The sequence below is a fragment of the Methanoregula sp. genome (genome assembly GCF_049686655.1).
GTDB lineage: Archaea > Halobacteriota > Methanomicrobia > Methanomicrobiales > Methanospirillaceae > Methanoregula.
The window spans coordinates 42,855-55,624 of the sequence record NZ_JBAVIG010000078.1; the positions used below are offsets into that span (position 1 = coordinate 42,855).

Sequence of the window (12,770 nt, forward strand, 5' to 3'; positions counted from 1 at the left end):
TTCATTCCGGCCCGGGCGTATGCCGGGAGGGAGGGCTGGCAGCCTTTATAGCCAGCCCCACCGCATCCGCAGGAGTCGTGCATTTCACCACCCCGTCAATATCCCAGCTGGCAATGCCGAAGACCGGGCATCCGGTCTTGAGGGCGATCGCAATTTCCGACAGGGTCCCGTGGCTCCCGCCAATCGCGATCATCACATCACCGGACTGGGCGACCAGCACGTTCCGGGCATGCCCGAGACCGGTCCGGATCACGATATCGAGGTACTGGTTCCCGTCGCCTGTCCCGGAGATGATACCCACGGTCGTCCCCCCGTGCTCCCGGGCGCCTTTGCACGCCGCCTCCATCACCCCGCCAAGACCTCCGCATATAAGGACACCTCCCTGCTGTGCGATCAGGGCCCCGGTTGCATACGCAGCCTTGTACTCTGCTTCCGTTGCGTCCGCCGCACCGGCAACCGCAATCTGCATGCACTAACCGTAGCCCGCCCAAGGGAAAAACCTGCGGAGAGTTGTCCCGGGCACGCTCCTGCAGAACAATATGCCATAATTTATTTTACTTTGAGTGAATAGAAACTGACTACATCAGCACGGTGAATTGTTGTGCAGCAATCCGACACGATATCCATTTTATGCGTAGATGACGAGCCGCTCTTCCTTGACGCGTTCGTCCAGAAACTCGAACGGCAGCCGGGGTTTTCTGTCACCTCCGTATCCAAGGTCAGCGAGGCGCTCGAACTCATAAACACCAGGTATTTCGATGTGATCATATCGGACTATGCGATGCCGGACATGGACGGTCTTGCCATGCTGCAGGAGATCCGGGCGCGGGGGTGCCAGTCGCTCTTCATCGTCGTCACTGCCAAACGGCTCGCCCATATCGCAATCGATGCCCTGAACTGCGGCGCTGATTATTACTTTCAGAAGGGTGCGGATTCTGCGCAGGAGATCACAAAACTCGTCGAGTTCATCAGGAAGAGTGTCCCTGAACGACATGCCGAGCACGAGATCGCGGAGTGGGAGCGGTTCTACCAGTCGGTGGTCGAGAACCAGACCGACCTTATCTGCCGGCTGGGTCCTGATGGCACATTCAGTTACGTAAACGAGGCCGGGGTCTATTTCTTCAAAAAAACCTATGAAGAAATGCTGAAGAGCAACTTCTTCTCCCGCATCCCGGACAACGAACGGTCGCTCGTCCTCGTCCGGCTCCAGAACCTCTCGACAATAAAACCCGACCTCCTGCTCGAGCACCGGATCAGCAACGGCGACAACCGACAGGTCCCGCTCCTCTGGAGCTATCGCGGGTTCTTCGATGCCCGGGGCGCGGTGACGGAATACCAGGTCTCCGGCAGGGATCATGCATCTGCGATCCGTATCGGGAGCCCGGAGCCGGTGAAGACGTCTGCACCTTCTGCCCCGCAGGCACCTGTGAACGCGCCCCTGTCCGCCCCGGAAGAGGCGGACTGGAAGGGGCTGGTCGAGACGATCCAGTCGCTGGACAACCCCGTCTTTGCCGTGGACAAGGGTGGCATCATCATCGCATGGAACAAGGGGCTCGAGGAGCTGACCGGGGTCCCGGCTTCCGCGGTTGTCGGCAAGGGGAACCGGGAATATGCGGTTCCCTTCTACGGGAAACCGGTTCCCATGCTCATCGACCAGATCCTCGCGCTGGCCGGCAAGCCCGGGGCCGCAGCACCGCAGGGCATCAAGAAAGTCGGGGACACCTACATCGGGGATGTGGAACATGTCAGCATCCGGGGTAAGCCAATGCTGTTATGGGGCAAGGGTTCCCCCGTATACGACGCAAAAGGGAGCCTGATTGCAGCAATCGAAGCAATAACGGTTGGCGAACCGTACCAGGCGGCAGACCAGGAGGAGTACATGGGTGGCATCTCGAGTATCACGCTGAAAGTTTCCGGTGACGGGATCGGGGGCGCTATTGCAGGTGCCATCGGGTCGTCAACAGGCGGATACGGGGTATATGCCACCAGCAAACGGCTGTTCGTGATCCGGAACCCCGATATGAACGCGGAGAACTCCCAGGGCGTCCAGTTCAGCACATTCATGATGGACGAACTGTTCGGCACCACGGTCGATACCCGCCAGAAGCAGGTGAAAGACCTCGAGAAACTGAAAATTTTCGTAGCGGAGAAAGGCGACATCACCAGGATCGAACTGAAAAAACCGGTCCTGCTCTCCGGGTTCATGACCATCACGACAAAGGATGGCAGCTCGTTCAGGGTGTATATCGACCACAAGAAAGCTTACACGCATATCGAGCAGCTGATGAAATCATTCTCACCGGAGAACCTGAAGATCGAGTAAGCAGCCGGATAACCTGCCGGGAAATATTACTGCCGATCCGGTACAGGGAACGGAAGCATACCTCCCGGCCCTGTATTTAAAAAAAACCTGCTCTGTAGAAATTATTTTTTTTCGAAGAGACGATGCCCCCCCCTTGCGCCACCAGTCCCCCGCGGGGGACGGGGCGCAGTGCGATGACCATAGTCAAATGGCAGGTAGTACATCGTCATCGCAACTGGGGGATGCCATAGCGGCGGGGGCAAAGCCCAAAAGAGCGTCCGCGATTATGAGGTTTTCTACAGAGCAAAAAAACCAAAAGATTCTTTTTATTCGATCCTGCCGTTACGGAAGAACGTCATGAGCCGGGTTCGCTCAACTTTGCAATCGCACACCGGAGGCCTTCCCGCCCGTGAGGTATGGGAAGACCGGACCAGGAAGCCAGGGATCGGGCTGTAGTTTTTTAAAACGGTATCGAAGATCCAGGGGGGCACACGGCTCACCTCCTGAGCACACACGCGTAGGCTACATCAGCCCCGGTCACCAGCTGGGGGTAATAGCGCGAGACGTACTCCTTGACCATACGGCGGGCAGAGAAGCGGGGGGCATTGCTCTTGATGGACTCTTTCATCATCTTCACCCAACCGTGCGGGATCCCGTCCAGCGAGGCCGAGTAATAGAGCGGGACCACTTCCCGTTCGAGGATATCGTAGAGCGCGCAGGCATCGGCCGTATCCCGGTCATTGCCGGCAGTCGTATTCGCGAATGACCACCCGTTCTTCCCGTTGTACCCCTCGAGCCACCAGCCGTCAGGGATACTGAGGTTGATCACACCGTTCATCGCCGCCTTCATCCCGCTCGTCCCGCTCGCCTCAAGCGGTGGCATCGGGTTGTTGAGCCAGACGTCGACCCCGTGGACAAGGTACTGGGCGGTCTGTTCGCTGTAGTCCTCGACAAACGCGATCCTCCCTTCGAATTCGGGCTGCTGGGCGAGCTGGTAGATCTTCTGGAGAATCCGTTTCCCTTCGTAGTCCGAGGGGTGGGCTTTGCCGGCAAAGATGATCTGGACCGGGCGCCAGCGGTTACAGACGATCCGCTTCAGCCGTTCCATATCATAAAAGATGAGATCGGAACGCTTGTACGTGGCGAAACGGCGTGCAAAGCCGAGGGTCAGGATTGACGGGTTCAGGAGGAGTCCCGCGGCAGCAAGAGAGAGAGGGTCTTCCTGCTTCTTTGCCCACTTGATCCGTATCCGTTCCCGCATGCGGTTGATGAGCTTGATCTTGAGGTCGAAGTGGAGGTCCCAGAGCTTCCCGTCCGGGATCTCGTCGACAAGGTTCCAGATGCCCGGGTCATCGTGCTCCTGCTGCCAGTTCGGGGTGACCGGGTAGAAGTACGTGTCGAGGAGATCCTCGACCCGGGGGTTCAGCCAGGTCGGGAGGTGCACCCCGTTCGTGATCGCGTCGATGGGGACCCTGTCCTGCGTGAGATCCGGCCAGAGGTTCTTCCACATCTGCCGTGTTACCTCCCCGTGCCGCTGTGAGACCGCGTTGTGGTAGGAGGAGAGGCGCATCGCAAGGACCGTCATGTTGAACCCGCTCTCCGGATAATCCGGGTGCGTCCCGAGCCCGAGGAACTCCCCGCGGGTGATCCCGAGCGCCGGGTAATAGCAGGAGAAGTAACGGTCCACCAGTTCCGGAGGAAACGCATCGTGGCCCGCTGCGACCGGGGTATGGGTGGTGAAGAGCGAGGTCACCCGGACCTGGTTTAGGGCATCGGGGAAACTGATCCCCCGCTCAACCCGTTCCCGGATCCGTTCCAGCAGGGCAAAGGCCGGGTGCCCCTCGTTGAGATGGACTGACGAGTACAGGATACCCATCTCGTGCAGCACTTTCCTGCCACCGATGCCGAGCACGATCTCCTGCCGGAGCCGTTCCTCCTGGTCTGAAGTGTAGAGGTTGGAGGAGATCCGCCGGTTCTCCTCATCATTCAGGGGGATGTCCGTGTCAAGGAGATAGAGCGGCACCTTGCCGACATCCACCCGCCAGACAGCGACAAAGATGGGAGGCTCGATATGCGGCACCTGAACGACCAGCTGTTCTCCTTCGTCGTTCAGCACACGCTTGACCGGTGCGGCATCCCGGTCAAGGGTCTCCTGGATCCCCTCCTGCCACCCGTCAGGCAGGATGTGCTGGTGGAGGTAGCCCTCCGAGTACATGAACCCAACGGCAACGATCGGAACACCGAGATCGCTGCATTCTTTGAGATAATCGCCGGCAAGGAAACCCAGTCCCCCGGCGTACATAGGGAGGGAGTGGTGCAGGCCATACTCCGCGGAAAAATATGCGATGGTCAGGGTCCGGCTGCCGGGGTACTCTTCCCGGAACCAGCCGGACGTAGTGTTCATGTACCGCCGGAAGCGGTTCATGATGATATCGTACCGCCGCAGGTACTCCTCGTTATTTTCAGCAGCGAGGAAGAACTCCTGCGGGGTGTCCCGGAGCATCCTCACCGGGTTGTGAACACTCGCCTTCCATGCCAGCTGGTTGAGCTGCTTGAAGAGGATCCGTGCCTCGGGGTGCCAGCTCCACCAGAGATTGTAGGCAAGGTCGGCAAGGCCGGCCAGCCTTGGCGGGATATGGGTAAAACGGTTATCGGTTCCGGACACAGCAAGCGAGTGCTCTGTCATCTGGTAGGCTTATACTTTTTCTTATGCGGGAAAAAGGGGGGGGTTAAAAACGGCTCAGTGTGACCGGGACCTGGTAGATGGCATCGCTGGTACCGGACTCTTTCCGGTCGTCGACACAGATGTAATAAATGCTCTGGGTCTTGATCGTGGCCGTCTTCTCAACCGCACCCGTCACATCGTTGAGCTGGATCAACGGAACGATGCCCGCATAGACCCAGGACTTCTGGACGATATCCCACTTCGGCCTGATCTGCCGGAACCCGATCTGGTCATTCTCATCTACAATCAGCACGTTGACATTTACCCCCCCACCCGCCGGGGGAGCGGCAGTAAGAGTCACTTTCTCACCGGGATACAGGTACGTGATCCCGATCTGGTCCTGGATGTTAAGGCAGGAAAAGTCGTTATAATTTACCCCGATTGTTGTGTCGATATCGGCAGTCTTTGCAGATGTGGCAGCAGGTGCGGGTGCAGCTGCCTGCTGCGCACCCGGGACAGCAGTACCGGAGGGGGTCCCCGGAGAAGCAGGTGACTGGGTGGTGGTGCAGCCTGCGGTGAGGAGCAGCAGGACCACGGGTAGGATAAAAAGGGCAGAATAGGAGGCGGCCTTCATAGTGGTAGAGTATAAAAGATGTCCATATATTGGTTACGATCCTGTTTTCATTTACTTCCCTGATTCCTGGATGATGCCTGACAGGTGCGGGCCGGCATGAGAGAAAAACTACTTTGTGCAGGGACGCCAACATGTGAACACACAAAAGGGCTTCCCGTTGTGAGAAAAGAGGGGTTTTTTTGAGAGAAGTCACCGCGAACTTCAATGCACAGGAGATCGAGCGTGCGGTGCAGGAATACTGGCGCACCCACGATACCTACCAGACCGTCCGTCAGCACCGGAGCAGGGGCAAGCCGTTCTTCTTTGTAGACGGCCCGCCGTATACTACCGGGCACATCCACCTTGGGACGGCATGGAACAAGATCCTAAAGGACAGCATCCTGCGCTATTACCGGATGAATGGCAGGCATGTGATCGACCGGGCAGGGTACGACATGCACGGGCTGCCGATCGAGGTGAAAGTCGAGCAGGCGCTCGGCTTTGTATCCAAGAAGGACATCGAGAAGTTCGGCATCCAGCCGTTCATCGAGAAGTGCCGGGAGTTTGCTGTCGATAACAAGAAACTGATGGACGACCAGTTTGCCGCTCTCGGAGTCTGGATGGACTTCCCCGGGGCGTACCAGACCGTGAAGCCTGAGTATATTGAAGCGGCCTGGTGGACCCTTGCCAGGGCAGAGGACCGCGGGATGCTCGAACGCGGCCACCGGGTAGTGAACTGGTGCCCCCGGTGCGAGACGGCGATCGCGGACGCCGAAGTGGAATACTGGGACGAGAACGACCCCTCGGTTTTCGTCAAGTTCCCTCTTACCGGAAAGCCGGGCGAGTACCTCCTCATCTGGACCACGACCCCCTGGACCCTGCCGGCGAACGTAGCGGTTGCGGTCTCAAAGGAGTTCGAGTATGCCAGGGTGCATGCAAAGAAAGACGGGAAGGAGGCGTTCCTCTGGATCGCAGAACCCCTCGTCAAGGCGGTGCTGAAGAAGGGCCGGTTCAAGGACTATTCCGTAGTTGAAACGAAGAAGGGAACGGAGCTCGTCGGCTGGGCGTACGAGTCCCCCCTCAAAGAGATCGTACCGCTCCAGCGGGAGATCGAGCACAAGGTCGTGACGGCGGAGTTCGTGGCACTGGAGAATACCGGGATGGTGCACATCGCTCCCGGCCATGGCTGGGACGACTATGTGCTCGGGACAAAAGAAGGCCTTCCCATCGTCTGCCCTGTTGATGGCGCAGGGAGGTTCAAGGCAGAGGCCGGGGAGTTTGCCGGCCAGTTCGTCAGGGACGCAAACGAGAACGTGCTTGCGGCACTGGGCGACCACATCCTTGCAAAAGAGACCGTCACCCACCGGTACGGCCACTGCTGGCGATGCAAGACACCGATCATCTTCCGGGCCACATCTCAGTGGTTCCTGAAGGCCTCCGAGATGCGGGACCTGATGCTCTCGGAAGTCGAAAAAGTGACGTGGTACCCCGAATGGGCCGGCAGTGCCCGGTTCTACGACTGGATCAAGGAGGCCCGGGACTGGTGCATCTCCCGCCAGCGCTACTGGGGCATCCCGATCCCGGTCTGGGTCTGCCCGAAGTGCGATGCCTACCGGGTGGTAGGCACCATCGCGGAGCTCGAGGAACGGAGCGGCAGGTCCCTGCCCGATCCCCACCGCCCGTACGTGGACAGCGTGACGATCCCGTGCAGCTGCGGCGGCACGATGAAGCGGGTCGAGGACATCTTCGATGTCTGGTTCGACTCTGCGGTTGCTTCATGGGCCACGCTCGGGTTCCCCGGGAAAACAAAGGAGTTCGATGCACTCTGGCCTGCCGATTTCATTGCCGAAGGGCAGGACCAGACCCGCGGCTGGTTCTACTCCCAGCTGGGCGCGAGCACCATCGCGTTCGGGAAGGCGCCTTACAAGAGCGTCTGCATGCATGGCTTTGCCCTCGATGCTGAGGGCAAGAAGATGTCCAAGAGCCTCGGGAACGTGGTGAACCCCGGCGATGTAATCGGCAAGGTTGGTGTCGACGTACTCCGGCTCTATGTACTCTCTTCCTCCGCCCCGTGGGACGACCTCAAGTTCAACTGGGAGGGGGTCGGCACCACCAACCGGGCGCTCAACATCCTCTGGAACGTGTACCGCTTCCCGATCCCTTACATGATCCTCGATACGTTCGAACCTGCATCAAAGGACGGTGTATGGGACGACGCATACATCCGTGCGCACCTGAAAATGATGCCGGACGAGGACCGCTTCATCATCTCCCGGATCAACTCGGTTGCGGCTACGGTCGATGCGGCCACGAAGGAGTGCCAGCTCCACCGGGCCACCCGGGAGCTCGTGAACTTTATCCTTGAGGATCTCTCGCGCTGGTATGTCCAGCTCGTCCGGCCCCGGATGTGGCTCGAAGGCGAATCAGAACAGAAGGTCTTTGCCTACGAGACGATCTACTACGTGATGCGCAGGCTTACTACGCTCCTCGCCCCGTTCTGCCCGCACCTCACCGAGGAGATCTTCGGGAACCTCCGGTGTGCCAATGATCCGGCCAGCGTCCACCTGCTCGACTGGTTCGCAGGTGAGACAGCATTCGTTGACCGGGAGCTGGAACACGCGGTTGAGCTCGTCCGCTCGTTTGACGAAGCGAGCGCCAATGCCCGGCAGGCAGGCAAGCGGAAACTCCGGTGGCCGGTCTCCGAAGTCGTTGTCGTGACCAGTGCAGAGCCGGTAAAGGATGCGATCGAACGGCTCAATGCAGTCTGCATGGACCGGGCGAATGCCCGGAAGGTCAGCGTGGTCATAGGCCGGTGGGACCGGGTGGGCTGGCACGCCGAGCCGGTGATGAAGGCGCTCGGCAAGGGGTTCGGCAAGGACTCATTCAACCTGAAGGGTCTCATCGAAGCAGCAGACGGCAATGCGCTTAAGGCTGCAATCGATGCCGGGAAGACGTACCGCCTCACCAGCGGCGATGCAGTCTTCGAGATCGGCAGCGAGCATGTCACCTTCACCGAAAAGCTTCCCTCAGAAGTCTTCTCCGCCCCGATGACCGATGCCACGGTCTACGTGGATGTGGCTCTCACTTCCGATCTTGAAGCTGAAGGATATGCCCGGGAAGTGATCCGGCGGGTACAGGATATGCGCAAACAACTCGACCTCGCGGTCGAGGATACTATCAATGCGGACGTGTCCGTTAGCGACAAGCGGATCCTCACCCTGCTCCACACCAGCGAGATGATCGCGATGATCGCCGACGAGGTCAGGGCAGTGTCCTTCGGGTTCTCGAAAGACGGGAGCCGGCCGGATGCGGCCCGGTTTGCCTCCGTGAAGGAGTGGGACGTCGAAGGTGTGGCGATGATGATCGGGATCGGGAAAGCGAATTAAAGGGAGTTCTTATTTTATACCCGTTTTTTTTAATGTCAGTTGAACATTACTATAGCGTAAGAAAAGGGACAAGGGTCACCCGAAGATTTCCTGGCAATAATATCCCGCAACCGGGTATTTTTCGTGAAAATTGTTTTTAAGTGAGTTTTTTAACAACACACCGGTGAATGTATCGCCATAATTTTCCGGACCGATCCGGGTTCAGAAAAGGTGTTGAAATATCAGCGGGTATCGGCTGGTCCTTCATTTGCATCCGACCTGCATACCCATAGATCGTAGATCGGGTCGGCCGGGTTCTCCGTGACCGTCACCTGCCGGCCGAGATCCGCACCCCAGTCCCGGATAAGCAGGGCCTCCCTTTCAGTCCCTACCGTGATGAGCGTCTCCCGCGATACCGCGAAGAGCTCGCTGACAATCTGCTGCCACATGTCCTGCGCGAAGCAGTTGATCTCGCCCATCATGATGCCTATCCCTTTTGACACAGGCTCAAAATAGCGCGAGGCGATCATGGCATCGAGCCACATCGTCTCCTCCGGCAGGAGCCGGTTCTCTTTGAGTCCTCGGCAGAGAAGGGTCTCATCGTTGTCGTACGAGAGCGGAGTATAGTTCAGGTCCCTGAGGACGAGTGAACCCACACCGGAACCGCAGCAGCAGTCCACGCAGGTCTCGCCGCTGCCAGATCCCCAGAACTCCTCAATAAGATTCCCGAGAATTCCCCGGCGTTTCGGGTTGAGGTCCTCGATTGACGGAGGGACCTCAGTGGGGATTGAAGTGCTGTAATATTCACGGACTGCTGCCGCCCATACCGCCCGGTCTTCCTGGTAGATCTCCCCATTGATGTTCTCGAATTGTTCGATGAGGGTTGCGTTAGGGTTCCTGCAGAGGAATGACCCGGCTACCCAGCAGTCGCCATTGTGGAATGCAAGCGCGATCGGATCTTCCTTCTCGTCCAGCAGGAGCCGGCCTTCGTCCCCGTGTGCCAGGGAAAGGGTGACATTGTACCGTGGATCGGGGAGCATCGCAAACTGCGGCTCGACAAATATGATCTCCTCCACGCCGAGAATCTCTGCTGCTTTAAGAGGTGCCATAATCACTCGCCCCGCTCGATCCGCATCCCATGCGGTGCCTCGATCGTGCCGTCCACCTTCGCCTCTTCGTGGAGCACAATCGCCTTTGCCTTCACGTCACCGAGGATATGGGCGCCTTTCCGGACGTATACGGTCGAACCGCTCTCAACGTTCCCGTGGACCACGACACCGCTGACCACCGTGATCCGGTTCCTTGCCCGGAGGCTCCCGAAGATCACCGTGTCCTGCAGGACCTCGATCGAGCCGGCCCGGATGTTGCCGTGCAGCCGGCAGCCCTTCCCGATCTTCATCGTGGAGGGGACCGCGAAGAGCTTCATGTTCAGTTTCGAGCGGGCGGGAATCATCAGCGGGATCTCAGGCTTCCCGTCGTCTTCTGAGAAGAGGTCGTCGAGGATATGGTCGAGCTCCTTCTCGTTCTCGATCCTGAGGAGGGTCATTAAGTAGATGATGATGAACATGAAGACCGGCATCGGGTTCCGGATCTCGACGTCACCCTTTGCCTCAAAACCCTCACGGATTTCGACCTTCTCGCCGATGTCGAGCGCCCCGGCGACCGAGAGCCTGCCATTGATCTTCACACCTTCGCCGATATAGGCGTCCTGCTTGGCGATCACGTCGCCGCCGATCTCGGACCAGTTGCCGATCCGGGTGTCACCGTTTGCCCAGACGTACTCCCGGATCTTTGAGGATTCGCCGACAAAGACATCGTTGCCCCGGAGGCCGTAATCGATCTGGCAGAACTCCCCGATCACGATGTTCCGGTCGGTCTTGATGCTGTGCTCCTGCAGCTCCGTCCCGTCAGGAAGGAGGCAGTGGTTGTGCCAGTCTTTTACCGATCGTTCCTTCATGCAATCCCCGGCAGTGCGGTCACGCCCCGAACTTGTGCGCCCTGTCGATCAGGTCAAGAGCGATCGGCATGATCGCGGTGCCGGTGATCCGGCAGAGCCCGCCTTGTGCACAAGTGTATTCGTCGAACCTGACCACGTCGTCGCGCCGGACCCCGTCGCCCCGGATGATGACCGGCACCGGGTCGGCGGAATGGTCCTTGATAGTGCAGGGCGTGGAGTGGTCGCCGCAGATGATGATGATCGTGTCCTGCAGTGCAAGGAGCGGCTCAAGAACTGCGTCAATTTTCACGATGAAGTCCCGCTTCTGCTCTGCAAGGCCATCATGGCCGGATTCGTCGGCCCCCTTGATGTTGACGAGCACGAAGTCTTTCGTCTCCAGTTCCTTCTGTGCCGCCGCAATCTTGCCCGAGATATTGCTGTCGATCGAACCGGTGATGCCCGGGACCGTGACAGGAGTAAGGCCGACCGCACGGCCGATGCCGGTGATCAGGCTCGCGGCGGAGATGACGCTGCCTTTGAGGCCGTACTTCTTCTCAAACGTCTCGAAGTGCCCCATCTCGCCGGCGCCCCGCATAAGGACGATATTTGCCGGATTCAGCCCCTTCCTGATCCGCTCGAGGTTGATCGGGTGGTCGAAAAGGATCTTCGTGGACTGCTTCACGAACTCGTTGCAGACTGCGGCCGTCTTCTCGTGATTTGCCGCCTTCCTGACCGCACTGACAACAAGCGGAGGAACGCCTTCCTTCTTCGGGTCGTTCGAGGAAACACAGTGCCCGATGCCTTCTCCCCTGAGAGCGAGGGCGGCCCGGTGCCCGGCGCCCGACCGGAACGTGAACTCCACACCGAACTTCGAGAGGTCGACCCCGTCCTGGATCGCGTTGCTCAGCGCAGCCGTGTCATGGATCCTGCCAGCCCGCCGGTCGAGGACTTCCCCCTCTTTCGAGACCGTCGCATAGTTGCACCGGAACCCTATCATCCCGGGCTCCATGTGGATCCCCGAGCCTTCGCATTCGAGCGGTCCACGGCCGGTGTAATATTTGTAAGGGTCGTAGCCGAGGAGGGCGAGGTGAGCGGTGTCAGACCCGGGCCGGATGCCGGGTGCGATCGTGTCCATGATCCCGCAGATCCCTTCGGCTGCCAGCTTGTCGAGCACGGGCGTCCTCGCCGCGGCTAGCGGGGTTGTGCCGCCGAGCACGGGATTTGGCCTGTCGGAGATTCCGTCAAGCACGATGAACAGGATCTTGTTTGCGGTCATTCGTATGCAATGGTTGGGCGGATGGGGTAATTATCTTTCCCGGTGATACCTATTGCCATATGGAAAGGAGAGCCAGGATGAAAACCGGAAGTGTTCTTCAACGTGTTGAACCCTGATTTGTTCTGTCCTTTCCGGATATGATAACTCATTCCGGGTGAGCAAAAGATCCAGAAGACCTTTGAAGATTCGGGCACCTGACGTTCCCAGGGCTTTGCCCTGCCGCTGCGGCGACCCGATTGCGATATCCTGCCAGAGGATTTCAATTCAAAATCACATCTTCCCGGAAACGTACTGAGTAGCGCAAAACCAGACGAGGCGTTTTGCGTATCTGGCATCGCTAATATCTAATGCTCTTGTGCAGGTACGGGCATCTTTGGTGTTATCATGCAACACGTCCCCAGAAGTTTTTCAAAACGCCATCAACCTTCCTTCCTTCGCTCGAAATTTTTCAATCGCCCCTCACTTTCATGACCCGGAACCTCACACCGGACAAATCAATTTGCTGTTAGTTATACATCCAACAGTTGGATAATTATACAACTGCTGGCACGCTGATTAACATCTCATGATCGCGTTTGAAGATTTTACAGAACCCTGCCATGCATGAACCTGC

The 12,770-nt window shown here is 58.5% G+C and carries 8 protein-coding genes; 2 read left to right on the forward strand and 6 right to left on the reverse strand.

Features of this window, described 5'->3' with window-relative positions; translation table 11 throughout:
• Window position 1 precedes the first annotated feature (1 nt).
• Complete coding sequence (locus tag WBL42_RS11380) at window positions 2-469, reverse strand: TIGR00725 family protein (RefSeq protein ID WP_424721399.1); 468 nt, start codon at window positions 467-469, stop codon at window positions 2-4.
• Between the two features lie 132 nt (window positions 470-601).
• Between WBL42_RS11380 and WBL42_RS11385 the strand changes: the two genes are divergently transcribed.
• Window positions 602-2,323, forward strand: coding sequence for a response regulator (locus tag WBL42_RS11385; RefSeq protein WP_424721400.1), 1,722 nt, complete (start codon window positions 602-604; stop codon window positions 2,321-2,323).
• Between the two features lie 475 nt (window positions 2,324-2,798).
• Here the strand turns inward: WBL42_RS11385 and glgP are convergent, their stop codons facing one another.
• Together glgP and WBL42_RS11395 are read right to left on the reverse strand one after the other, a co-directional pair.
• Entirely contained in the window at window positions 2,799-4,988 is a 2,190-nt protein-coding gene (gene glgP / locus WBL42_RS11390) for an alpha-glucan family phosphorylase (protein WP_424721401.1), read from the reverse strand.
• A gap of 43 nt (window positions 4,989-5,031) precedes the next feature.
• A complete protein-coding gene (locus WBL42_RS11395; protein ID WP_424721402.1) occupies window positions 5,032-5,601 on the reverse strand; it encodes a hypothetical protein in 570 nt (189 codons plus the stop codon).
• A 179-nt stretch (window positions 5,602-5,780) separates the two neighbouring features.
• On the opposite strand from WBL42_RS11395, the gene ileS reads away from it, so the two are divergent.
• On the forward strand, window positions 5,781-8,966 hold the full coding sequence (ileS, locus tag WBL42_RS11400) for an isoleucine--tRNA ligase (protein WP_424721403.1): 3,186 nt from the start codon (window positions 5,781-5,783) through the stop codon (window positions 8,964-8,966).
• Window positions 8,967-9,187: 221 nt separating this feature from the next.
• On the opposite strand, the gene WBL42_RS11405 is transcribed toward ileS, so the two are convergent.
• Genes WBL42_RS11405 through WBL42_RS11415 form a run of 3 tightly spaced genes read right to left on the reverse strand, consistent with a single transcriptional unit; the run spans window position 9,188 to window position 12,157 of the window.
• On the reverse strand, window positions 9,188-10,054 hold the full coding sequence (locus WBL42_RS11405; protein ID WP_424721404.1) for a hypothetical protein: 867 nt from the start codon (window positions 10,052-10,054) through the stop codon (window positions 9,188-9,190).
• A 2-nt stretch (window positions 10,055-10,056) separates the two neighbouring features.
• A complete protein-coding gene (locus WBL42_RS11410) occupies window positions 10,057-10,902 on the reverse strand; it encodes a polymer-forming cytoskeletal protein (protein ID WP_424721405.1) in 846 nt (281 codons plus the stop codon).
• 19 nt (window positions 10,903-10,921) lie between these two features.
• Window positions 10,922-12,157: a 2,3-bisphosphoglycerate-independent phosphoglycerate mutase gene (locus tag WBL42_RS11415; RefSeq protein ID WP_424721406.1), complete on the reverse strand. Its 1,236-nt coding sequence runs from the start codon at window positions 12,155-12,157 to the stop codon at window positions 10,922-10,924.
• Window positions 12,158-12,770: the final 613 nt, after the last annotated feature.